This window comes from Sporosarcina sp. P26b (genome assembly GCF_002743245.1).
GTDB lineage: Bacteria > Bacillota > Bacilli > Bacillales_A > Planococcaceae > Sporosarcina > Sporosarcina ureae_C.
Genome location: NZ_PDYW01000002.1, coordinates 309,964 through 332,758, shown reverse-complemented (window position 1 = coordinate 332,758; position 22,795 = coordinate 309,964). Strand labels below are relative to the sequence as shown.

General features: G+C 40.9%; 23 protein-coding genes and 1 riboswitch. Of the genes, 4 read left to right on the top strand and 19 right to left on the bottom strand.

Going from position 1 to position 22,795, the window contains the following annotated elements; genetic code table 11:
* Positions 1 to 2: 2 nt before the first annotated feature.
* From spoIIAB to CSV69_RS03530, 8 genes are all read right to left on the bottom strand, one after another.
* Positions 3 to 449 (bottom strand): anti-sigma F factor, encoded by a 447-nt coding sequence (gene spoIIAB, locus CSV69_RS03565; RefSeq protein ID WP_099692716.1) that lies wholly within the window; start codon positions 447 to 449, stop codon positions 3 to 5.
* Complete coding sequence (locus CSV69_RS03560) at positions 439 to 792, bottom strand: STAS domain-containing protein (RefSeq protein ID WP_099692715.1); 354 nt, start codon at positions 790 to 792, stop codon at positions 439 to 441. Before CSV69_RS03560 ends, spoIIAB begins: the two co-directional genes overlap by 11 nt.
* Before the next feature lie 328 nt (positions 793 to 1,120).
* On the bottom strand, positions 1,121 to 2,416 hold the full coding sequence (locus tag CSV69_RS03555; protein WP_099692734.1) for a pyrimidine-nucleoside phosphorylase: 1,296 nt from the start codon (positions 2,414 to 2,416) through the stop codon (positions 1,121 to 1,123).
* A 7-nt stretch (positions 2,417 to 2,423) separates the two neighbouring features.
* Positions 2,424 to 3,617: a phosphopentomutase gene (gene deoB / locus CSV69_RS03550; protein WP_099624560.1), complete on the bottom strand. Its 1,194-nt coding sequence runs from the start codon at positions 3,615 to 3,617 to the stop codon at positions 2,424 to 2,426.
* A gap of 24 nt (positions 3,618 to 3,641) precedes the next feature.
* The gene (gene xerD / locus CSV69_RS03545) at positions 3,642 to 4,532 is read right to left on the bottom strand and encodes a site-specific tyrosine recombinase XerD (protein ID WP_099624559.1); all 891 of its coding nucleotides are present in this window, start codon (positions 4,530 to 4,532) and stop codon (positions 3,642 to 3,644) included.
* A 43-nt stretch (positions 4,533 to 4,575) separates the two neighbouring features.
* A complete protein-coding gene (gene fur / locus CSV69_RS03540) occupies positions 4,576 to 5,052 on the bottom strand; it encodes a ferric iron uptake transcriptional regulator (RefSeq protein WP_085428762.1) in 477 nt (158 codons plus the stop codon).
* A gap of 96 nt (positions 5,053 to 5,148) precedes the next feature.
* Positions 5,149 to 5,661: a hypothetical protein gene (locus tag CSV69_RS03535; protein ID WP_099624558.1), complete on the bottom strand. Its 513-nt coding sequence runs from the start codon at positions 5,659 to 5,661 to the stop codon at positions 5,149 to 5,151.
* A gap of 64 nt (positions 5,662 to 5,725) precedes the next feature.
* Complete coding sequence (locus CSV69_RS03530) at positions 5,726 to 6,259, bottom strand: NUDIX hydrolase (protein ID WP_099692714.1); 534 nt, start codon at positions 6,257 to 6,259, stop codon at positions 5,726 to 5,728.
* Between the two features lie 72 nt (positions 6,260 to 6,331).
* Between CSV69_RS03530 and CSV69_RS03525 the strand changes: the two genes are divergently transcribed.
* Positions 6,332 to 7,234, top strand: coding sequence for an aldo/keto reductase (locus tag CSV69_RS03525; protein ID WP_099692713.1), 903 nt, complete (start codon positions 6,332 to 6,334; stop codon positions 7,232 to 7,234).
* Between the two features lie 41 nt (positions 7,235 to 7,275).
* On the opposite strand, the gene CSV69_RS03520 is transcribed toward CSV69_RS03525, so the two are convergent.
* From CSV69_RS03520 to CSV69_RS03510, 3 genes are all read right to left on the bottom strand, one after another.
* On the bottom strand, positions 7,276 to 8,628 hold the full coding sequence (locus CSV69_RS03520) for a nucleobase:cation symporter-2 family protein (protein ID WP_085428758.1): 1,353 nt from the start codon (positions 8,626 to 8,628) through the stop codon (positions 7,276 to 7,278).
* Complete coding sequence (locus CSV69_RS03515; protein WP_085428757.1) at positions 8,625 to 9,212, bottom strand: xanthine phosphoribosyltransferase; 588 nt, start codon at positions 9,210 to 9,212, stop codon at positions 8,625 to 8,627. The genes CSV69_RS03520 and CSV69_RS03515 overlap by 4 nt, the downstream gene beginning before the upstream one ends.
* A gap of 130 nt (positions 9,213 to 9,342) precedes the next feature.
* A riboswitch (purine riboswitch) is annotated at positions 9,343 to 9,444 on the bottom strand.
* A gap of 599 nt (positions 9,445 to 10,043) precedes the next feature.
* Entirely contained in the window at positions 10,044 to 10,970 is a 927-nt protein-coding gene (locus CSV69_RS03510; RefSeq protein WP_099692712.1) for an AEC family transporter, read from the bottom strand.
* Positions 10,971 to 11,044: 74 nt separating this feature from the next.
* Between CSV69_RS03510 and CSV69_RS03505 the strand changes: the two genes are divergently transcribed.
* Positions 11,045 to 12,277 carry a CynX/NimT family MFS transporter gene (locus CSV69_RS03505; protein ID WP_099692711.1) on the top strand — a complete coding sequence of 411 codons (1,233 nt, stop codon included), beginning with the start codon at positions 11,045 to 11,047 and terminating at the stop codon, positions 12,275 to 12,277.
* Positions 12,278 to 12,814: 537 nt separating this feature from the next.
* Here CSV69_RS03505 and CSV69_RS03500 read toward each other — a convergent pair.
* Positions 12,815 to 13,660 carry a VOC family protein gene (locus tag CSV69_RS03500; protein ID WP_099692710.1) on the bottom strand — a complete coding sequence of 282 codons (846 nt, stop codon included), beginning with the start codon at positions 13,658 to 13,660 and terminating at the stop codon, positions 12,815 to 12,817.
* A 37-nt stretch (positions 13,661 to 13,697) separates the two neighbouring features.
* Positions 13,698 to 14,120 carry a DoxX family protein gene (locus tag CSV69_RS03495; RefSeq protein WP_099692709.1) on the bottom strand — a complete coding sequence of 141 codons (423 nt, stop codon included), beginning with the start codon at positions 14,118 to 14,120 and terminating at the stop codon, positions 13,698 to 13,700.
* Between the two features lie 779 nt (positions 14,121 to 14,899).
* On the opposite strand from CSV69_RS03495, the gene CSV69_RS03490 reads away from it, so the two are divergent.
* Positions 14,900 to 15,430: a helix-turn-helix domain-containing protein gene (locus CSV69_RS03490; protein WP_099692708.1), complete on the top strand. Its 531-nt coding sequence runs from the start codon at positions 14,900 to 14,902 to the stop codon at positions 15,428 to 15,430.
* A 146-nt stretch (positions 15,431 to 15,576) separates the two neighbouring features.
* Here the strand turns inward: CSV69_RS03490 and CSV69_RS03485 are convergent, their stop codons facing one another.
* The 3 genes from CSV69_RS03485 to CSV69_RS03475 form a co-directional block, all read right to left on the bottom strand.
* Positions 15,577 to 16,335: an exodeoxyribonuclease III gene (locus CSV69_RS03485; RefSeq protein WP_099692707.1), complete on the bottom strand. Its 759-nt coding sequence runs from the start codon at positions 16,333 to 16,335 to the stop codon at positions 15,577 to 15,579.
* Positions 16,336 to 16,355: 20 nt separating this feature from the next.
* A complete protein-coding gene (locus CSV69_RS03480) occupies positions 16,356 to 17,267 on the bottom strand; it encodes a pseudouridine-5'-phosphate glycosidase (protein ID WP_085428750.1) in 912 nt (303 codons plus the stop codon).
* 63 nt (positions 17,268 to 17,330) lie between these two features.
* Positions 17,331 to 18,455 carry an NAD(P)/FAD-dependent oxidoreductase gene (locus CSV69_RS03475; RefSeq protein WP_099692706.1) on the bottom strand — a complete coding sequence of 375 codons (1,125 nt, stop codon included), beginning with the start codon at positions 18,453 to 18,455 and terminating at the stop codon, positions 17,331 to 17,333.
* A gap of 130 nt (positions 18,456 to 18,585) precedes the next feature.
* Here CSV69_RS03475 and CSV69_RS03470 point away from each other — a divergent pair, with 130 nt between their 5' ends.
* Entirely contained in the window at positions 18,586 to 19,686 is a 1,101-nt protein-coding gene (locus CSV69_RS03470; protein WP_369823266.1) for a branched-chain amino acid aminotransferase, read from the top strand.
* Positions 19,687 to 19,731: 45 nt separating this feature from the next.
* Here CSV69_RS03470 and CSV69_RS03465 read toward each other — a convergent pair whose 3' ends face one another.
* The 3 genes from CSV69_RS03465 to CSV69_RS03455 are packed head-to-tail and all read right to left on the bottom strand — an operon-like array spanning position 19,732 to position 22,581.
* Positions 19,732 to 20,529: an ABC transporter ATP-binding protein gene (locus CSV69_RS03465; protein ID WP_085428747.1), complete on the bottom strand. Its 798-nt coding sequence runs from the start codon at positions 20,527 to 20,529 to the stop codon at positions 19,732 to 19,734.
* Complete coding sequence (locus CSV69_RS03460) at positions 20,504 to 21,547, bottom strand: ABC transporter permease (protein ID WP_085428746.1); 1,044 nt, start codon at positions 21,545 to 21,547, stop codon at positions 20,504 to 20,506. The genes CSV69_RS03465 and CSV69_RS03460 overlap by 26 nt, the downstream gene beginning before the upstream one ends.
* A 23-nt stretch (positions 21,548 to 21,570) precedes the next feature.
* Complete coding sequence (locus tag CSV69_RS03455) at positions 21,571 to 22,581, bottom strand: ABC transporter substrate-binding protein (RefSeq protein WP_085428745.1); 1,011 nt, start codon at positions 22,579 to 22,581, stop codon at positions 21,571 to 21,573.
* Positions 22,582 to 22,795 lie beyond the last annotated feature (214 nt).

Sequence of the window (22,795 nt, the reverse complement as noted above, 5' to 3'; positions counted from 1 at the left end):
CGTCACCTCATTCTACTTACTTCTGTGACCGGAGAAAAATTTTTCTCAAATGTCACGATTGTCCCATTTCCAAGGGTAGAATCTACACGGATACCGTCAGAGAAACTTTCCATGATAGTAAAGCCCATACCGGAGCGTTCCATTTGTGGTTTGGTCGTGAACATCGGCTCCATTGCTTGCTCTATGTCGAAGATCCCCATTCCTTCATCTGAAACCGTCATTTTTACCGAACGGTCATCTATCGTGGCGTGGATCTTCACCATACTTTTACCATCGCATTCGTAGCCGTGGATGATGGCATTGGTGACAGCTTCCGAAACAATTGTTTTAAATTCCGAAAGTTCTTCCAGTGTCGGATCTAGCGGTGCGATAAAACATGTCAGTGCCATTCTGGCAAGTGCTTCATTTTGTTCTATCGCCAGAAACGACAAGGTCAATTCATTTTTCATGTACAACCCCTCCGATTTCGTCGATTGCTTCTTCGACTGTACAAATTCTGACGACATCTCCGAGACCTGAAAATTGGAATAGCTTTTCCATTGTTGGAGATGGATTCAATATGAGTGTTTCTCCATTAACAGGGACTAGATCACGCATTCTTCCGAGTATAAGTCCAATCCCTGCGCTGTCCATGAATCCTAGATTGTAGAGATCCCAGATGATTGCGCGTGTTTTTCCTGTGAATATAGCAGTAGATACTTCTTCTCTAATTTGGTTGGCTTCATGGTTGTCAAGTTCTCCTGCTAGCGTGATCAGGACTATGCCGTTTTCCAGTTGTGTAATAGTTGCCATGTGTAGCTACGCCTCCTTCATGAAGGCATTGTCGCACATTTAGAACCGGTATCCTTTAGTTTTGACAAAACTAGTCAGCCATCCCCAAAACTTCTTACGTAGTGACAGAAATAAATAGAAATAGGAAAGCAACTTTGATCTGCTTTCTGGTCGAACGATTTCCTGCGAGAGTCACCGTTGTGTATTAAATGATGTCACTTCTTCACTCTTCACGAGCTACAACAGAGTCTGTACAGTTGGAAGCACTTTTACACATGAACGACAAAAAAACCATGTACTCTGAAGGAGTCCAATTTCTGGAGTACTTCAGGTACATGGTTTTTATGGATTATAATAAGTGAATGAGTGATGGTGCTTGAATTTTTTCTTTCGAAATATGCATATGAGATTGCAGCAGTTTGATTGAATCATCTACTTGTTCGGTGTTTGTATGCAGTATCGCGAGCGCTTCTCCTTTTTCTACAAAGTCACCTATTTTCTTGCGTAGCACAATTCCGACTGCGAGATCGATGACGTCTTCTTTTGTTGCACGGCCTGCGCCGAGAAGCATCGCAGCTACGCCTATTTCATCAGCGTCGATCATGGATACATAGCCGCTTTCGGTTGCAGGCACTTCTATTTGATACTGTGCTTGTGGCAATAGATTTGTATCCTCTATGACCTTTTCGTTGCCACCTTGCGCTTTGATTAACTGTCCAAATAAGCGTAGCGCATCGCCGTTCTCCATGACATTTTGTAATTGTTTGCGTGCGTCTTCTTGCGTTGTGGCTTGTTTCGCTGCGAGCAACATCTTGCTTCCAAGTACTAAACATAGCTCAGTTAAATCAGCTGGTCCTCTTCCTTGTAACGTGTCAATCGCTTCTTTTACTTCTAGCGCATTGCCAATTGCAAGTCCAAGCGGCTGACTCATGTCTGAAATAACGGCACTTGTGTTTCTCCCCACTTCATTTCCAATAGCTGTCATGGCATCCGCCAATTGCTTGGAATCTTCCAATGTCTTCATGAAAGCTCCTGCACCCGTCTTGACGTCCAATACGATGGCATCTGCACCCGCTGCCAGCTTCTTACTCATGATAGAACTTGCGATCAACGGAATGCTGTTAACGGTCGCTGTAACGTCTCGGAGCGCATAAAGCTTTTTATCAGCTGGGGTCAAATTCCCGCTTTGACCAATGACAGCGATCTTCAAGTCATTAACTTGCTGAATGAATTGATCCGTGGAGATTTCCACGTGGAAGCCATCAATCGCTTCAAGTTTATCTAGCGTACCTCCTGTATGACCTAGGCCACGACCGCTCATCTTCGCGACCGGCACACCGCATGCAGCAACCAATGGAGCTAGAATGAGTGTTGTCGTATCACCAACACCACCTGTTGAGTGTTTATCCACTTTTATACCTTCAATAGCCGATAAATCGATTTGATCACCAGAGTTTGCCATAGCCATTGTTAAATAGCCTTGCTCCTCCGTCGTCATACCTTGAAAGTAAATTGCCATAAGAAAAGCACTGGCTTGATAATCAGGGATCGAATCATTCGTGTAACCTGTCACAAAAAACTCAATTTCTTCTTTAGTCAGCTCTTCCCCGTCTCGCTTGCTTTCAATAATATCTACCATACGCAACATAAGCTTAATCCTCCTTTGTTAATGAAGACAAGAAACTTTCACCATGCTCAGGCATATCTACTTGGAAGTTCTCGGCAATTGTCGCACCGACATCAGAGAAAGTTTTACGGATTGGCAGTTGGCCAGCTCCTGTGTTTGAAGGTGAATAAACGAGTAACGGTACATATTCTCTAGTATGATCCGTCCCTTCATGAATCGGGTCATTGCCGTGATCTGCTGTGATAATCAATAAATCATCCGGTCGTAGCGCATCCATAATCTCAGGCATGCGTGCATCAAACTCTTCAAGTGCATTACCGTAGCCTATCGGATCGCGTCGGTGACCATATAACGCATCAAAATCTACTAAATTGACGAAGCTAAGTCCTTCAAACTCTTTTTGCATGACCGTAACGAGCTTATCCACGCCATCCATGTTACTTGTTGTGCGGACTGCTTCCGTTACACCTTCGCCATTATAGATATCAGCGATTTTGCCAATTGCAATGACGTCATAGCCTTTATCCTGTAACTCGTTCATGACGGTTTTACCAAATGGCTTAAGGGCATAATCATGACGATTTGTTGTGCGTGAAAACGCTCCCGGTTCTCCAACAAACGGACGTGCAATAACGCGTCCAACTAAAAATTCAGGTTGCAGCGTTAGTTCTCTTGCGATTTCACAAATACGATATTGCTCTTCAATTGGAATAATTTCCTCGTGCGCTGCAATTTGTAGCACTGGATCACCAGACGTGTAAACGATGAGAGCACCTGTCTTCATATGCTCTTCGCCAAGTTCTTCGATAATCTCCGTACCACTTGCCGGTTTGTTTCCGATAACTTTTCTGCCTGTTTTTAATTCTAGCTCATCAATTAATTCTTTTGGAAAGCCATTTGGGTACACTTTGAACGCATCATCGATTCGTAAGCCCATGATTTCCCAATGTCCTGTCATCGTATCTTTACCGACAGACGCTTCTTGCATTTTTGTATAATATCCTTGTGCTTCTTTTTGTGGCACTAGACCTTTGATCGGTGCAATGTTTGCAAGACCTAAGCGTTCCAAGTTCGGTAGTTTCAGCCCATCCATCTCTTCACCAATATGTCCAAGTGTATTGGAGCCAACGTCACCAAATGCTTTAGCATCCGGCGCTTCACCGATTCCTACAGAGTCGAGCACGATTAAATGAATGCGATTATAACGAAATTCTTTCATGTGAAAACCTCCAGTAATAGTAATTTACGCTCTCGGATGAAATTGACTATAGACATCTTTCAAGCGTTTTTTGCTGACATGCGTGTAAAGTTGCGTCGTGGAAATATCGGCATGACCAAGCATTTCCTGAACCGCACGCAAATCGGCTCCGTTTTCGATTAAATGTGTTGCAAATGAATGGCGTAGTAAATGAGGCGAAATAACTTTCTGAATTCCCGCCTTCACTCCAGTATCTTTCAGGATTTTCCAACATCCCTGCCTCGTCAGCCTTCTGCCGTGCATATTTAAAAACACAGCTTCCGTATCACGAATGAACTGCGGACGCCCTTCATTCAAATACTTTGTACAAGCATCGATTGCGGAACGTCCTAGCGGTACAATCCGTTCTTTACTGCCTTTTCCGAACACGCGCACAAAGCCCATTGTCAAATGAAGGTCAGCTAAATCGATCGCTATCAATTCACTTACCCTCATTCCGGTTCCATATAACAATTCAAGCAATGCAATATCACGCATTCCTTGTGAAGTGTTGCCATCCGCTGCATTAATCAGCCGCTCTATTTCAGGAATAGAGAGCACATCTGGCAATTTTTGTTCGATTTTAGGTAATTCAATATGTACCGTACAATCATGTGTCGTCACTTGCTCTCTTACTAAAAATTGATGAAATGAACGAATGGAGGAAATATGCCGGGAAAGCGTTCGACTGGATTTACCACTATCTTTTAACTTCTGCAAATATTGTAGAACGGTTGCACGTTCGATCGAATTAAGTGTTTCCAATGACAAGTTTTCAATGAAATGCAAATAGGCCACAAGATCTCGTTGGTAAGACTTGACCGTATTTTGCGATAGCTGCCTTTCAACTACTAAGAAATGCACATAATCTTCTAATGCAAACTGCGCATCTTTCATAGACCTTCCTCCTTTCTAACATGAAAGTAAAAAAGGATAGCGCTTAGGCCATCCCATTGTCTTCTTGCTCTTTCTCTTCGTCCTTCACTTTGCAACGTTTACAAATTCCATGAAACGTCAGCCAGTGATCTTTGACTGTAAAACCATAACGACCTTCTACGACTTTTTCAACTTCGCCAAGTAGGTCTTCTTGTATTTCATCAACCGTTCCACATTCTAAACAAATTAAGTGATGGTGGAATCGAGCAGCGCCTTCTTCTCGCAAATCATAACGTGCTACACCATCGCCAAAGTTAATTTTATCGACAACTTTAAGTTCAGTTAATAATTCTAATGTACGATATACAGTCGCTAGACCAATATCTGGTGCTTTTTCTTTTACTAGTAAAAATACATCTTCTGCACTTAAATGGTCTTCTTCATTTTCCAGAAGAACTGCTACAGTCGCTTCACGCTGAGGCGTCAACTTGTAGCTGGCCCCGTGCAATTGCTTCTTGATTCGTTCAATTCGGCTTTCCATACGACGCCCCCCTCAAATTGTTTCCATTATACCAAACTGTCGTTCCAGATGACAATAGAAAGGAAAGGTTCAGTTCATTATAGTGTGTAGTGGACATTACTTTATAAAATGAAAGATCGATAGTTCCAATATTTGCGTGATCAACAATAAAGCAATTAATGGTGGCACGGCAGTTAGTGGGCGATCTTTCTTATTTGCTGGTGCAGCGAAAAACGGCGGGTTCAACACCGAGCATAAAATCAAGAACAACAAACAGCTGATTAATTGAAATGGGAACCACCAAATCGTATAGGATACCAATTTTAAGCCTGTCGATAATAAGTAGGTAGATGACAAACCAAAAAGAGCACATTTAATTGCACCAAGAAACATAGTGATAAAACGGAGTCTTTTATACTTAGACAGAATGATGGCTACTAGAATAAAGCTCAATGTCACCACAACAGGCGACCACAAAGCTGCTTCAGATCCATTCACTACGCGCTGATCATATAAACCGATGATCTGCTCTAGCGACGTGACCGGCCACTCCCTGAATAATAAAGCCCCTCCTATATAACTGATTGCGAGTATAACGAATAAATACACAAAAGACAATGATCGAGCCATAAATAGGACACCTCCGCATCGTTTCTATAACATATGCTTGTCCGTCCAGAAATAGCTCAATCCTTTATAGGTTTTTTACATACCAGACAGCAGCAACCGTCTTGGCATCATAAATCCTTTCATTTGCAATGAATTCCTCTGCCTCTTCAACAGTTACTTCTAGTACTTCAATGAATTCATCTTCATCCCCTACAGCAGGCTGTTCCACTTTCTCGAGCTCTTTAGCTACATATAAGTGAATGATTTCATCCGCGAAGCCAGGTGAAGTGGAGAAAGTCTGCAAATATTCGAATGAATTCGCACGGTACCCGGTCTCTTCCTCAAGCTCACGAATTGCCGTCAATTTAGGTTCTTCACCAAGCTCAATCTTGCCAGCAGGTATTTCTAGCATCGTTCGTTCCAAAGGCTTTCTGTACTGTTCAACTAACACGATTTTTTTATCTTCAGTTAAGGCGATAACCGCCACGGCACCTGGATGTTTTACTAATTCTCTTTTCGCTAGTTTTCCATCAGGCAATTCTACTTCGTCTACTTGCACCGAAATGATTTTACCTGTAAAGATGTGCTCTGTTGAGAGGGTTCTTTCTTCAAACTTCATGCAGCATTCAACCCTTTCCATTGGTTTTATATCCCGCATTCATTGTACCATGAAACGAAAGGAGTGAGGCACATGAAGAAGCGTACAATTGGTTCTAGTAATTTATTAGTTTCTGAACTCGGATTGGGCTGTATGTCATTACCAACTGAACTCGAAGCGGCTCGTTCTGTACTCGATGAAGCAGTAAATCACGGCATCAACTACTTCGATACAGCAGATCTTTATGATAAAGGAACAAATGAAGAACTCGTAGGAAAAGTGTTGAAAGAAAAACGTCAAGATTTGATCATCGCGACGAAAGCCGGTAACAAGTGGGTTTCAGGAGAACAGTCTTGGACTTGGGATCCTTCAAAAGCACATATCATGGACGCTGTTAAACAAAGTTTACGACGTTTACAACTCGATTATATCGACTTGTATCAACTTCACGGCGGGACGATGGAAGATGATGCTGAAGAAACAATCGAGGCATTTGAAACATTAAAAAAAGAAGGCATCATACGTGAATACGGCATCTCAAGTATTCGACCTACTGTAATTGACCGTTTTCTGAGTACTAGCAACGCCGTTTCTGTCATGATGCAGTATAACTTGCTAGATCGACGTCCTGAAGAATACTTTTCTATGATTGTAGAAAAAGGGGCATCGGTTGTCACTAGAGGGACGCTAGCAAAAGGCTTGCTCACACATGAAAGTATGGTGCGCGTCAAGAAAGCAAATGGTTTCGTATCCTATCCACAATCCGAGCTGCAGCAGACAGTTCAAGCTCTTTCAAAGGAAACAAACGACTTACAGGCGTACGCTCTTGCTTTCGTCCTTAAAGAGCCTGCTGTCGCGTCGGCTTTGATAGGTTCCAGAACACAAGCACAACTTCGCGAATCATTAACAGCTTATGACACGCAAATAGATCCACATATACTAAAGAAATTAGTAAACATAACAAAACAACATCAATATGAACAGCATCGACTGTGAAATACAAAAAGAGCAACTGCATTTTAGCAGTCGCTCTTTTCTTATTTATGATCTGCTGTACTTACTAAGACCGAAGAAGGTCCTTCTTTTATGCTAAGCGGCATAGCTTTTGCTTCGTTCACCAGTTTAGCCATTTGTTTTTTCTTTGAAGGAATCATATTAAAAATGATATTCAAGAATATAGCCATGATACTTCCTAGCACAATTCCATTATTCGTTAAGATTTGCACGTTTTTAGGCAGTTGTTGGAATAGGTCAGGCACTGCTGCAACCCCTAGACCGAGTCCGACTGAACATGCAACGATCATTGCATTATCCTGAGTTTTTGAGATAACAGGAATTAACATTTTAATACCTTGTGAAACAACCATTCCGAACATTGCTACCATTGCTCCACCAAGAACGGCTGGTGGAATGATCGTTGCTAAAGCTGCTACTTTCGGCAAGAAGCCTAAGGAAATCAACATAATTGCAGTAACGAATACTACTCGACGTGATTTCACACCTGATAACTGCATTAAGCCAACATTTTGAGAAAATGTCGTGTATGGAAATGCGTTAAAGATACCGCCTATAACAGAAGCCAATCCTTCTGCACGATATCCTTTTTCTAACATCTTCTGATCGATTTCTTGCTCACAAATGTCACCAAGCGCGAAGTATACCCCCGTTGATTCTACAAGTGAAACCATCGCAACCAAAGTCATGATCACAATCGGCAACAAGTGGAAAGTAGGTGTCGCTAAAAAGAATGGTGTAACAATATGAACGTACGATGCTTCTTGGACATTTGAAAAGTCTACCATACCAAGCATTACAGCAGCCACTGTACCTACAACCAATCCCATTAGAATGGCTATAGATTGTAAGAATCCTGTAGTGAAGCGGAACATCAAAATAATGAACAATAATGTTCCAAATGATAAACCAATATTGATCATCGAGCCAAAATCTTCAGCCCCTTGTCCGCCACCCATATTCGTGATAGCGACCGGAATTAGCGTAAGGCCAATGATTGTCACAACAGAACCCGTGACGATTGGAGGGAAGAACTTCACAAGACTTCCAAAGAAACGACTGATGAAGAAAATAATTGCACCCGATGCAATGACTGCACCGTAAATAGCTGAAATACCGTAATCATTACCTATCAAAATCATCGGACCTACTGCTGTGAACGTACAACCAAGAACTACAGGTAGACCGATACCGAAATATTTATTACGTGAAATCTGTAATATTGTCGCGATCCCGCACATTAGAATGTCAATTGAAACTAGATACGTCAATTGTGTCGGAGTTAAACCAATCGCATTTCCGACAATGAGTGGAACCAATACTGCGCCTGCATACATAGCTAGTAAATGCTGAAAACCTAGCAGCGTAGTTTTCATCGTTCCGTTTCCTCCCCAACAAACTGGACTTGACCATTTTGTAATGACTGAAGCTCAGCCAACGACTCTAAACGCACGCCTTCTTTTCGGATTAAATCTCCACCCGGTTGGAAGCATTTTTCAATGACAATTCCAACACCTGCGATCGTTGCACCTGCCTGTTTTGCGATATCTATTAATCCAAGCGCGGCTTGTCCGTTTGCAAGGAAATCGTCAATTAGCAATACCGTATCTTCACTTGATATAAAATCTTTCGAAACTGAAATATCATTCGATTCCTTCTTCGTGAAAGAATACACTTCCGCGGAGTAGAGGTGATCCGTCAATGTAAGAGATTTACGTTTTCTGGCAAATACTACCGGAACGCCTAATATCATTCCTGCCATCGTCGCTGGAGCAATACCTGAAGATTCAATCGTGATGATTTTTGTGATGTTTTGATCGCTAAATCGGCTTACAAACTCTTTCCCGATTTCCTGCATCAATAATGGATCGATTTGATGATTCAAAAACGAATCCACTTTCAATACCTCTTCTGATAATACTTTACCTTCTTGTCGAATCTTGTTTTTTAGCAACTCCACGCTGTTATGCTCCCTTCATTTTTCCGAATAAAAAAAGCGTATATGCCATACTCCCATATAACAACTATGAGAGAGCGGCATGTACGCTTTTAAAAATGAAAAAGCAATTTCTTGTCGAACGACAAAGAAAGCTGCTTTTCATTCTCCCCATAGGCGGTCTATTTTCGGTAGACCGGTAGAAACTTACGGGCCATATTCCCGTGATTATATGAGTCTTATTTAACTGAATGCTAACAGTATAGCACGATTCGACATTTTTTCAATATGTATCTTCTACGATTAGTTCTCTAACTTTAACTTAGCAAGCATATAGACATATTCTTGACAAAAAGTTGGGCTGAATTGGAATGAGGTGTTGTTTTGAGAGAGAATTAATAGTGAGTGGTTCGGGATGGAAGCACCAATTGGGGGACGCTTTCCCATGGGCTCGCGGTGAGCCATCGGGAAGAGCCGTAACGAAGAACGGCTTTTGCGAGTAAAAGCGAAGCGTTAGGAGCACATCTTTGCACTTCGCCCCCAACTTCCGCTTCATCCTACGTTGAGAGTACGAGTACTTGGGTCACTCACTGTAGCTAGTATCTCAATCATTGTTTTGTCTTAACTTATTTTAAGTTCAAGTACTGAAGTTCAAAACCTTTTACAACACTTATTTCGATGAGCAACAACAAGTAACTTCTACTTACTTTGCTAGGGATTGTAGCGTAGGAGGGCTCCTGGAGGATCAGTGGGACGCCGGAGCGTACGCAGGGGTGTGGTTCACCGCCCATCCATAGGACACACGTCCCCTCCGAAGCGCAAATCCCTATACGACTACCCTCTCCTATTCGTTGATTAAAACAAAATAGATGAAAGATAAATTACTACGCCTACTGTGAAGCTGCTGGCTACGGTGTTGAATAGGACGATTTGGGCTGCTAGCTCGGACTCTACGTCGTATTCCAATGCTAGTGTTGAGCTATTTCTCGATGTTGGAAACGAACTGGCGATCCACAGTGACTGAGCCGTGACCCCGTCTATTTTTAACAGTAAGATCAACAGCAACGCAACGGCTGGGGAGATGATGAGTCGGCCGATAGCGCTAAGGTAGATCAAACGATTCCAAAGTGTCTTCACTTTAATCTGTGCTAATTGTGCGCCAAGTGTGATGAGTGCGATGGCGATAAAAGCATCCGATAAATGACCGATCGGTAGCTCGATAAACTGCGGCAACTGGATATCGGCCAAGTTAAGCAAAGCACCTAGCCACAAAGCATGGATAATCGGCATGCGAAGAAACTGTTTTGCAATGTCTTTTCCCGACTGCGTGGAAGATACGAGATTATACAATCCATATGAATACGTCAGTAAGTTCTGATAGACGATCAAAACGATCTGAATCGATACACCAAGCGGATTCGCATGAAAGACTAGCTGACTGACAGGTAATCCATAGTTTCCTGAGTTGATGAGCACAATACTGTTCTTCATTACGGCGGTCTGCTGGCGATTTAGACGCAAAAGTTTACTAAATAAATGGCCAGTAATTATTAAAGTGGTCGTGAATAATACAACAAATATTAATACGTCAAGTAAGATCTCTACATCAATAACGGTATGATATAAGTTCATGAACACGGCAGCGGGTATCAAACAATATGTCAGAATATTCCCCAACGCCTTAACATTAAAAGTAAACTTTATTTGTAAAACAACGCCAATTCCTAATAAAATCAGCATCGGTGTGATAACATTTACAAAGACTATGAGTAAGTACTCCACAAAGGAATCTCCTTTCTGCTGCTTCGGCTACATACTTCTCAGAACAATCTTCAAGGAATACAGGAGGCTTCACAATGGAAAAAGAACGACCAAGTAAACATTTACATTTCCCTAAGAGTCAGTGGGTATTATTAGCAGGTATTTTATTTTTAGCCGCTACTATCCGTTCCCCACTAACATCTGTAGGGCCTATTATCAGCAACATTCGTGATCAACTGCAAATTTCTAACTCGTTAGCAGGATTTCTAACAACCATACCGCTACTGGCATTTGCTATTGTATCACCTTTTACACCACGAATTGCAAAACGATTTGGCATGTCTAGAACGCTTTTCTATGCAATGATTATTTTATTAATAGGGATCATCATGCGTTCTGTCGGTACTAGCACATTGCTACTAATCGGTACATTTTTAATTGGAGTAGGAATCGCATTTGCAAACGTCCTATTGCCAAGTCTTCTTAAACTGAGCTTCCCTTTACATATCGGATTGATGACGGGATTGTACTCCGTGTCTATGAGTATATCTGCAACACTTGCTTCTGGTATCGCTTCTCCCATTGCCAATGAAACAGTGTATGGCTGGCAAGGCGCACTTGGCATTTGGGGAGTCATTACATTACTAGCGATTATAGTATGGATTCCACAAATTCGAAAAAAGAAAGAAGTCATCAAAACAGTTCAGAAAAACACAAAGTCGAAACCTGCTCTTCCTATTTGGCGCTCACCACTAGCTTGGAGCATCACGATTTTCATGGGACTGCAGTCGTTCTTATTTTATACGACTGCATCATGGATTCCCGTTGTGTTGCAAACGAATGGTATGACCGCTGATGCTGCTGGATGGATGTTAGCGCTTGTCCAGCTCGCACAATTGCCTATGATGTTTATCATACCGGTGGTTGCTGATAAAGTACGTGATCAACGTATCCTTGTCGTAGCTGTTTTCGCTTGTTATTTAATTGGCTACGGTGGTGTACAGTTCGGAAGCGAAAGCCTGACTGCACTTTGGATGATTTTCATTGGTCTTGGAGGCGGTTCGGCATTTGGACTCGCTATGATGTTCTTCACTTTACGTACCAACACACCAGACCAAGCGGCTTCGATCTCCGGAATGGCGCAGTCGATCGGATACTTACTCGCATCCGTAGGTCCTGTACTGTTTGGTATGCTTCATGACTTTACAGGTTCATGGACGGCACCACTTTATACATTCATAGTTGTTGCAACTATACTATTTATCAGTGGTATGTACGCAGGTAAGAAACGTTATATTTCGCTTGAACCAAAACAGAATGCATCATAAAAAAGTGAGAATACATTTGGGGTTACGCTCTTTAGTTCACTATTATAAAAACGCATTTCAATAATTAAACGAAGAACCCCAATTCATACGAATTGGGGTTCTTCGTTTAACCAGTGTATAAACCTAGAGTATAAAAAGCCTGCAGTTTTAAATAGCTTGTTAGCAATCCAAATAACAGGCAGTTGTTTGCTGTTTTTGCACTGCCAATGTATAACTAAAACTCATTAATAAATTATGTTAACTCATAAATAGATGATCCAATAATAATGTGCACTCTACAAGCTAGAGTGATATCTAACTTTTCGTGTATTTTATTATGGCAAATCCTACAGATTAACAAGGTACATATTGGAGCAGATTCATACTTTATCATGTTGAGTGCACGTGATACTTATGAAGCAATTCGTTAGCATGGAAAAGTGCTTATATCGATCAGGAATGGTGACTATGTCAATAGAACAGAACCACGAAATATGTACATGAAATTAGTGGAACTTCAGCTATTACACCGTTTTAGAAAGAATAACTGGAACGAGTTTACACGGTTAATTGAATTTTATTTCCTGATGGATCTTCTATGACAAACAATCCATCTTCAACTACATACGAAGCGCCTAGATACTGTAATTGTTCAATAACCTTTGCTATTGCTTCTTCATTTGGAAAAGTAAGAGTATACCAATTTATACCGACGCTATTTTCTCGTGGCTTCGAAGCACCTACTCCTTGCCATGTATTCAAGGCGATATGATGATGATAGTCACCGGTTGAAATGAAAACAGCTTGAGGATAATGACTCACAACTGTAAAACCAAGTCCCTTCGTGTAAAACTCCTCTGCTTTCTGAAGATCGGCCACATGCATATGAACATGCCCCATAACCGTGTCAGCAGGCAACCCATCCCAATCCATATCACTTACTGCTAATAGACTTTCTACATCTAATGGGTCAGAAACCATCTTGACTTCCCCATTAGACCAGGTCCATTCGATAGCTGGCCGATCTATATACACTTCAATGCCATTTCCGTCTGGATCTGTAATGTATAGAGCTTCACTTACAAGATGATCTGATGCTGCGAATCGAAAGCCTGTCTCAGATAAATGGCGTAAAAAGACAGATAAGTCAGCCCGTGTTGGTAATAAAAGTGCAAAGTGAAATAAACCGGTTTTCCCTTTTTCCTTTGGTAGTACATCAACCGGTTGTTCAATTGTTAATAATCCTATTTTACCATCCGCTGTTAAAACGGCTTTTCGATCTGTTTGCTCCAATATTTGAAATCCTATAACCTTTTGGTAAAATTCAAGCGATAAATTAAGATTTGTTACATTTATATTAACCTGTCCAACAAATATATTAGGACTTTGATGAAAGTTTTTCATTTTTGCAATCAGCCTCTCTTCTATCTAGTATTGTTTCTTACTGTTCGTGATATGAATTTTTCTTTTTTCTATTAAATATAGCTTGATCAACTGCCCAAATCTTACTTCCATTTATGGTTAAAAATATGGCGATTACTAAAAGCACAAGATCTAGTTCATAGCCAACCTTTTCCCCCGTGCCTAAGAATCCAGCGGTAAGTTTAACCTTTAGAATTGCACCAACCATGATTATAGCTAGCAATGCAGAAACAACTCTCGTCCCTACGCCTAAAATGAGTGCCATTCCACCTATTAGTTCCACAGCTCCTACAAAGTATGCTAAAAACCCTGGAATTCCTATACTATCAAACCATCCTGCCGTATTTCCTATTCCATCTTGAAATTTAACGAACCCATGTACAAAAAAACTAATCCCTAACATTATTCTTAATAAAAATATGCTTATCTCTAATTTCTTCATCTTCATTTCCTCCTAAATTTTATTACTTAATTCAGTTACATTATTTCACAACGTGTTCACATCAATATAATTCCCATTAGAAATGTGACCACCTGATAATCTTCAATTGAGCTTACTAATACCTTTGTAGCTCTGTCATCCATATCCCAATGAGGCTTAGCGTATCCTACGATCATAAATAAGCTGCTATTCTAATGATCTTCTTAGACTTATAACAAACAGATCGTTTCCTGTTAGTGGATAAGAAGAAAATATACTCTGTGTATTAAGAAAATCAATGCATTATTCATTCCAAAGTCATTGTGTTCCGGGCTTCGAAGCGCATAAAAATCCGTTATGTCATCATCCCAAATTTTATGTACCAAAAGATTATTATTTCTATATAGGTGAACACTGTTTGTAAAAATAATTAACCTTCGCTTTCAATTGATTTCCAGTAGAAATTACAGTTTACGGAACCTAAGAAACCAACACATAGCTAGAGTCCCAATGGAATGTTCAAATATTTTAACAGCTCTTTCAATCCGCATAGCTAAATATCTGACTAATAAACTTCTCCTCCTTTCTCAAATATTACTATACCCCTGGGATTATTTTACTTTTTAAAACTACATATATGTTCGTGAAAAACATCAATAGTTTTATTATTAGTATATAATTCAATAATAAGTATCACTAGGTGAATATTAATTCTCTATAGGATAACATCATGCGAAAGTTCGCGTCAATATATGTGTGTTATCATATAGTCAAACAACAATATTCTTGGAGGGATTAGAGTGAAAATCGGCTCGAAAATACGAGATATACGGAAGAGAAAGAAAATAACAATTGCCCAGATGAGCGAACAAATTGGACTCTCAAAAGGGTTCATAAGCAACATCGAAAACGATAACGCATCCCCCTCCCTAAATACGTTGCAAGAAATCGCCAGCTTCCTGGACGTTCCTCTACCCTATTTGCTGCTAGAAAAAAAGAAGCATATGAAAGTTATTAGGAAAGCCGATCGGGTATATACAACGTTTAACGGCATAAAAATTGAACATATTTCTACTCAAAGCGGCCTTCGCATGATGCACGTTGAATTACCCCCCGGTACATCGACTGGTCAAGCGATTACCCACGAAGGTGAAGAAAGCCATGTCGTACTTAAAGGCACGGTCCTTGCTGAACAAGGCGAAGATTCTGTCATTGCAAAAGAAGGCGATTCATTCAGTTGGAATGCTAGTGTGCCTCACTTTGTAAAAAACATCGGAGAAGATGTAGCTGTCTTACTTATCGCTGTCTACTCCGAGGATAAAATCATATGACACTCTTTTCATTTAATTTTTTCCAAGCAACTAGAATTGATTTAATCAAAAAATCGCAACACAAGTTTGACTTGTGTTGCGATTTTTATTTTACAGCTTCAGTATCCTCCAACTAAACAGGTTAATTTCAGATGCACTGGCTCTAATTAGTATATTTCTAACTCTGCAGAAATTGGACAATGATCACTGCCCAAGATTTCTGAATGAATGGCTGTCGCTTCTAAAGCTGACTGAAGGCGTTCTGAAATGATAATATAATCAATCCGCCAGCCGATATTTCGTGCACGTACGTCGCGCATATAAGACCACCACGTATAACTTCCTTCGAGATCCGGATTCATAAAGCGAAATGTATCAATGAATCCCGTATCTAATAGCCGTGTCATTTTTCCACGTTCTTCATTCGTGAACCCTGAATTACCAATGTTTGATTTCACGTTACGAATATCGATTTCTTCATGCGCTACGTTCAAATCTCCGCAATAGATGACGGGCTTGATGGCATCGAGCGACTGTAAATGCTTAAGTAATTCATCTTCCCATGCTAGTCGAAATGATAATCGTGCCAAGTCCCGTTGTGAATTGGGTGTATAGCAATTGACGAGAAAGAACTCTTCAAATTCTAGCGTCAACACCCGTCCCTCTGCTTCGCGATCTAGATCATTCAATCCATAGCGTACAGAAAGTGGTGTTTTCTTCGTAAACACCGCAGTACCTGAATATCCTTTTTTCTCTGCATAGTTCCAGTAAGATTCATAGCCTTCGAAAGAAAGATCGATTTGTCCTTCTTGGCATTTGATCTCCTGGACACAAAATATGTCTGCTTGTGCATGTTCAAAAAAGTCACTGAAGCCTTTTTTCACACATGCTCTAATACCATTCACGTTCCAAGATACTACTTTCAATGCTACACAACCTATCCTTATTAATTACCGTTAAAACTCACTGCCAATTTTGCAGCCAGTTCTGCGTTTGACTTCACCAACGCAATATTGGCTTCGAGGCTTTTACCACCTGTCATCTCCTGAACCCTTTTTAACATATGTGGTGTGAGATTTTTCCCGCTAATACCCAATTCTCCAGCTTCTTTAAGCGCATCTGAAACCAATCCATCCATATACTCTTGATCCATCGCATATTCTTCAGGTATCGGATTGGCGATAATTGCACTTCCTTCCAAGCCTAGATTCCATTTAACACGTAACATCTCTGCCATCATATCGATTTCATCCACTCGATAGTCTACATGATGTGCACTGCTTCTTGTATAGAATGCAGGGAAAATATCCGTTTGATACCCCATCACAGGTACACCTTTCGTTTCCAAGTATTCCAGTGTCTTGCCAAGATCCAAAATAGATTTTGCTCCGGAACAAACAACCGCAACACTGGTGCGTGCGAATTCTTCTAGATCTGCAGAAATATCCATCGTTTGTTCTACGTTTCTGTGCACGCCACCAATTGCTCCTGTCGTGAACACGCGGATTCGCGCCAAGTCCGCAAAAAACATTGATGCAGCAACCGTTGTTGCCCCCGGCTTTTTAGTCGCAATCAAATAACTAATATCGCGTCTGGAAGCTTTAACTACACCTTTGCTATCACCGAAACGTTCCAGTTCTTCATCGGTTAGCCCTATTTTTATTTTCCCATCCATAATAGCAATAGTTGCCGGAACCGCTCCGTGATCACGCACAATCTGCTGAACTTCGCGTGCAGCTTTTACATTTTCCGGATATGGCATACCATACGTAATTATTGTGGATTCCAATGCGACTAACGGCTTGCCGTATTTCATCGCTTCTTTTACTTCCTCCGAATATGAAACATATCTTCTCATAAGAATCTTCCCCCTGACCGATCAATCGCTATATATTCATAATAGTCATTATACGCACTTTATTCAATGATCTTCGGAAATTATTTGGTTGATGGAGTAGCTTTCTAAATCCCATCCTGTTTCTTGATTTAGTACTAGCTGGGATAAAAGCTTGCCAAGAAGTGGGCCGACTGTTAATCCAGATGATCCAAGACCATTAGCAATCCAAATTTGTGGGTGGTCTGGCAGTTGGCCAATCACCGGCATAAAATTCGGTGTATGCGGACGGATACCTACTCGGACTTCAGTTAATTCTGCTTCGCCTAGTGCAGGTGCAATGGGTAAAATATTCGTTAACACTTCAAGTATACCGCCAGCTGTCTGCTGTATATTAAAGTCGTCTGTATCTTCGTGTGTCGCACCTGCTATGAATTTTCCGTCTTGAAATGGTACAAGGTACTGAGTGTTTGGTGGCATAATGACTGGCCATTCGCCGGACGTATTTTGATTGGATTGTAAATGAAGGATTTGTGCTTTCTGTCCAGCTACTTGTAAATTCTTGCCTAAAGGTTTTATAAATTCACTTGCCCATGCACCTGCTGCCAAGATGATTTGATCGCCTTCTATAATTTCTCCATTCACTCTGACACCACAGACTTTCCCTTCTTTTATATAAGGTGTGGCGGAGCCTTTTATACTTTGCACACCATGTTTGACTGAAACACGTTCCAATGCATCGCGAAGTTTATCCCCTTCTACTTTGGCTGCGCCTGAAATACGAACTGCTGAATACTCTCTAAACAGAACGGGAAAATAATTTGCTATCTGCTCTGCGTCTAGCAATTCCACATCACCAATCTCGGGGGAGAGTTCTTTTCTTTTATTCAGTAATTCGATTTTCTTCTCTAAACGCTTTATATCTGTGTGAATCGCCAAAGCCCCTACTTTCTTATACCCTGTATCGGTCTCACCATGGTTTTCCAATGAACGAATGAATTCAGGATAATACGCAGCACCAGCTGATGCCAATGCATACCATGCTTTATTTCGCCGCTGGGATGCCCAAGGACAAATAATTCCTGCCGCGGCTTTCGTCGCCTGTCCTGGCTCTTGTCTATCGATCAATACAACTTCTGCTTGTTGCCCAGATAAGTGATACGCAGCAGAAATACCGACGATTCCAGAGCCGATAATCAATACTTTTTTCATAAGATCATGTTCCTTTCTTAAATTGTTTTACTATTCGTCAAACTTTTTACTTTATTTTTCTTGAAAAAGCAGTATAATTACATTATTCGGACTTAAATATTCGGAATATTCTACATCTTAAGGAGATTTGATGATTATGACAAGATTACCAATGCAAATTCAACTTGCACAAAATAAAAAAGAAAAGCCAGACCCTAGCACCTTAGTTTTCGGTAAGACATTTACGGACCACATGCTTATTATAGACTATGAGGAAGGCAAAGGTTGGCATAATCATCGCATTACTCCTTACGCTCCATTAGCACTTGATCCTGCTGCAATCGTGCTGCATTACGGACAAACGGTTTTTGAAGGAATGAAAGCATATCGTTCCAAGGAAGGAACTATTCGTTTATTCCGTCCCGATCAAAACTTTAAGCGCTTGAATTACTCACTTGACCGTTTATGCATGCCGCGGATCGATGAAGAAAACGCATTATACGCCCTTAATCAGTTATTGCAAATCGAGCAGGATTGGATTCCTACACTAGAAGGAACGTCTTTGTACATCCGTCCATTCGTCATTGCAACTGAAGCTTTCCTAGGCGTAGCACCAGCAAAGAAATATCAATTTTACATGATTTTGTCTCCTGTTGGTTCTTACTACAAAGAAGGAATTCACCCAGTCAAAATCCTTGTGGAAAATGAATTCGTGCGAGCTTCAAAAGGTGGAACTGGCAGCGCCAAAACAGCAGGTAATTATGCATCCGCTTTAAAGGCGCAGGAGACAGCAGATAAACAAGGTTACTCACAAGTTTTATGGCTCGATAGCACAGAGCGTAAATACGTTGAAGAAGTAGGAAGCATGAATATCTTCTTCAAAATAAATGGTGAAGTTGTAACACCCGCAATCAACGGCAGCATCCTCGAGGGCATTACACGAAAATCAATCTTGCAATTGCTACGACACTGGGATGTACCCGTAGCAGAGCGCAAAATCTCGATGGATGAAATCCGATCTGCTTACGAAAGCGGTGAACTAGAAGAAGTCTTCGGTACAGGTACAGCTGCTGTTATTTCCCCTGTCGGTGAACTGAATTGGGACGGTTATAAAATGATCATCGGTAACGGTGAAACGGGTGAACTTTCCACTCGACTATACAACACATTAACGAATATCCAAACCGGTAAAGAAAAAGATCCGTTCGATTGGGTATATGAAATCAAGAAACATATTGCACAGCTTGCCTAACACAAAAATGGCCCCTGTTTCCAAACCGGAAACAAGGGCTTTCTTTTATACAGAAAGTAGTGCGGCATCACTAGTAAGTTGTTCTCCACGTATGCGCTGGAATTCATCCATCAATTTTGCAATCGTTAAGTGCTTCTTCTGTTCTTCTTCCACTTCTAGGATGATCTGTCCCTTATCCATCATAATCAAACGATTTCCAAGGTCAAGCGCCTGCTGCATATTATGTGTTACCATCAAAGTCGTTAGTTGATCTTTCTCAACCAATCTCTTCGTTAAGTCCGTAATAAGCTCCGCACGCGATGGATCGAGTGCAGCCGTGTGCTCGTCGAGTAAGAGAATAGATGGTTGCGTGAAGGTCGCCATAAGCAAAGACAACGCTTGACGCTCACCGCCTGACAGCAATCCTACATTGGCCGTCATTCGATCTTCAAGATTCAAGTGTAACGTCTCGAGGGATGTCCGGAATAAATCCTTCCGTTTCTTATCCACTCCTCGATGCAAAGAACGCCGTCTATTACGTGAATAGGCCATTGCCAGATTTTCTTCGATCGTCATAGTAGGTGCTGTACCTGACATTGGATCTTGGAATACTCGTCCAATCATTTTGGAACGTTTATATTCTGCCAAACGTGTAACATCTTTATTATCGATATAAATAGAACCGAAATCCGGTGATAGTGCACCTGAGATCATATTCATCATCGTTGACTTGCCCGCACCGTTACTGCCTATTACTGTAACGAAATCACCAGGCTTTAGATGCAGATTAATCTGGTCCAGCGCTACTTTTTCATCGGGAGTCGACTCATTAAATACTTTATTGATGTGATCCAGTTTCAACAACGCTATGACCTCCTCGTAACGATTTCTTCGCTATCCGTTCAGCTTGCCTTTTCGCTTTACGCTTCTTTTCCCGTCTTTTCTCAAGAACTTGTGGAATAATCAATGCGGCAATTACGATAACGGCTGTGATCAATTTCATATCACCAGAATCTAGAATTTTCACACGCAGTGATAATCCTAATACAATACGGTAAATCACGGCACCGATCACTACCGCTAACGTTGTACGGAAGATGGTTTTTGTTCCGAAGATTGCCTCACCGATAATAACAGATGCCAATCCGATGATAATCATACCAATTCCCATTCCGTTATCGGCAAATTTCCCGTATTGTGCAATCAATGAACCCGAGAAAGCTACTAATGCGTTAGAAATTCCTAATCCGAGAATAACGAGTGTATCAGTATTTGCAGAGAAACTGCGAATCATCTTTTTGTTGTCGCCCGTCGCACGGATTGCCAAACCAACTTCGGTTTGCAAGAACCAGTCCGCAATAAACTTAATAATAATCACAACTAAAATCATCAAAATCAATGTTCCCCAAGTTGAAGGTAAATGTTCAATACCAAGTCCCGCCAAGAAGCCGTTGATTGCTTCATCAACTCCAAGACCACTCCAGAAAACTTGGAACTTGCTAAAAATCGTTTCTGAATTTAAAAGCGGAATATTTGGGCGGCCTACTGAATTTTCGGTAGTCAGTCCCATTATCCGAAGGTTTATCGAGTAAAGAGCTATCATCATGAGAATTCCGGATAAAAGTGGATTAATTTTTCCTTTGGTATGTAATAAACCGGTTATACATCCAGCAAAAAAGCCGACCACAATCGCGGTAAGTGTTGCAACAAGTGGATGATAGTCAAAAACGATCATCGTAGCTGCTACTGCTGCACCTGTTACAAAACTTCCGTCCACTGTTAAATCTGGAAAATCAAGCACCCGAAATGTTAGATACACTCCGAGTGCCATGATCGCATAGATGATACCCTGCTCAACTGAGCCAAATACAGCTGAAAACATGCAAGATCATCTCCTAGTTGAATTTATTCTACAACTTCTGCATTCCAATCTTCTTGAATCTTCAAGCCGATTGCATTTGCTGTTTCTTCATTCATTACCAATTTCAAATTTTGGGGTAACTGGACAGGCATTGAATCAGGAGTTTCTTCTCCCTTTAGAATCTTAACTGCCATTTCACCAGCTTCATAACCAATATCATAGTATTCAAAGCCGTACGCTCCAAGCCCGCCACGTTTCACTGAATCGAATTCACCAACCATCATTGGAATCTTATTGTCATTCGCAACAGAAATAACTGATTCAAGAGCTGATACCACGGTGTTATCCGTAATGATATAAAACGAGTCTACTGAACCAATCAAAGATTCAGCTGCTTGTTTTACGTCTGCTGAAGTTGCAACAGATGCTTCTACAACTTCCATATCCATATCTTTAAGAATTTCTTTCACGTGGTCCACTTGCAAACGAGAATTTTGTTCTCCTGAGTTGAAGATCATTCCTACTTTTTTCGCACTTAAGTTTTCTTTCAAGAATTTCATTGTGTTTGGAATTGCATCCGGATGATTATCCGTTGTACCCGTAACATTACCACCGGGTTCTTCATTAGATGCAACAAGTTCTGCAGCTACTGCATCTGTTACAGATGTGAAGATGATCGGAATATCTTGAGTCGCGCTAGCTGCTGCTTGAGCACTTGGTGTAGAGTTAGCAAAAATCAAGTCCACTCCTGCACCCGCTAAGTTATTTGCAATCGTTGAGTTGGAACTATTATCATTTTGTGCATTTTGTTTGTCATACTCGACATTCAATCCAGCATCTTCAATTGCTTTTTGAAACCCCTCAAATGCAGCATCTAAAGATGGGTGTTCTACAATTTGTGTAACACCAATTGTGTATTTTTCTTCAGTACTTGCTTTGTCATCATTTTTATCATCTGCTGCTGAATCAGATGACTCCTCTTTTCCACCACATGCAGCCAAAATGAGCACAATACTGAATAGTGCTGCTGCATAAGTCATCCAACGTTTCTTCATTTAAATCCCCCTCAACTATGATCTATCACTTTTTCGCTATATTCAGAAAAGGCAATAATTATACGTAATCGTACCCTTTACTAAGTTATTCGTCAATGGATTATTCAATATTTTGTGTGAATTCACGTAAGATTATGAACGATTCATCCAAATCTTTCATATACTACAATAATTCCATGTAAAATGATAAATTAGACATAAAAAAGTCATGCGA

Excerpts from the sequence above, each read along its gene's own strand:
- spoIIAB (WP_099692716.1), bottom strand. The coding sequence starts at position 449 with ATGAAAAATGAATTGACCTTGTCGTTTCTGGCGATAGAACAAAATGAA.
- CSV69_RS03560 (WP_099692715.1), bottom strand. The coding sequence starts at position 792 with ATGGCAACTATTACACAACTGGAAAACGGCATAGTCCTGATCACGCTA.
- deoB (WP_099624560.1), bottom strand. The coding sequence starts at position 3,617 with ATGAAAGAATTTCGTTATAATCGCATTCATTTAATCGTGCTCGACTCT.
- xerD (WP_099624559.1), bottom strand. The coding sequence starts at position 4,532 with ATGAAAGATGCGCAGTTTGCATTAGAAGATTATGTGCATTTCTTAGTA.
- fur (WP_085428762.1), bottom strand. The coding sequence starts at position 5,052 with ATGGAAAGCCGAATTGAACGAATCAAGAAGCAATTGCACGGGGCCAGC.
- CSV69_RS03535 (WP_099624558.1), bottom strand. The coding sequence starts at position 5,661 with ATGGCTCGATCATTGTCTTTTGTGTATTTATTCGTTATACTCGCAATC.
- CSV69_RS03530 (WP_099692714.1), bottom strand. The coding sequence starts at position 6,259 with ATGAAGTTTGAAGAAAGAACCCTCTCAACAGAGCACATCTTTACAGGT.
- CSV69_RS03525 (WP_099692713.1), top strand. The coding sequence starts at position 6,332 with ATGAAGAAGCGTACAATTGGTTCTAGTAATTTATTAGTTTCTGAACTC.
- CSV69_RS03520 (WP_085428758.1), bottom strand. The coding sequence starts at position 8,628 with ATGAAAACTACGCTGCTAGGTTTTCAGCATTTACTAGCTATGTATGCA.
- CSV69_RS03505 (WP_099692711.1), top strand. The coding sequence starts at position 11,045 with ATGGAAAAAGAACGACCAAGTAAACATTTACATTTCCCTAAGAGTCAG.
- CSV69_RS03500 (WP_099692710.1), bottom strand. The coding sequence starts at position 13,660 with ATGAAAAACTTTCATCAAAGTCCTAATATATTTGTTGGACAGGTTAAT.
- CSV69_RS03495 (WP_099692709.1), bottom strand. The coding sequence starts at position 14,120 with ATGAAGAAATTAGAGATAAGCATATTTTTATTAAGAATAATGTTAGGG.
- CSV69_RS03480 (WP_085428750.1), bottom strand. The coding sequence starts at position 17,267 with ATGAGAAGATATGTTTCATATTCGGAGGAAGTAAAAGAAGCGATGAAA.
- CSV69_RS03475 (WP_099692706.1), bottom strand. The coding sequence starts at position 18,455 with ATGAAAAAAGTATTGATTATCGGCTCTGGAATCGTCGGTATTTCTGCT.
- CSV69_RS03470 (WP_369823266.1), top strand. The coding sequence starts at position 18,586 with ATGATTATGACAAGATTACCAATGCAAATTCAACTTGCACAAAATAAA.
- CSV69_RS03460 (WP_085428746.1), bottom strand. The coding sequence starts at position 21,547 with ATGTTTTCAGCTGTATTTGGCTCAGTTGAGCAGGGTATCATCTATGCG.
- CSV69_RS03455 (WP_085428745.1), bottom strand. The coding sequence starts at position 22,581 with ATGAAGAAACGTTGGATGACTTATGCAGCAGCACTATTCAGTATTGTG.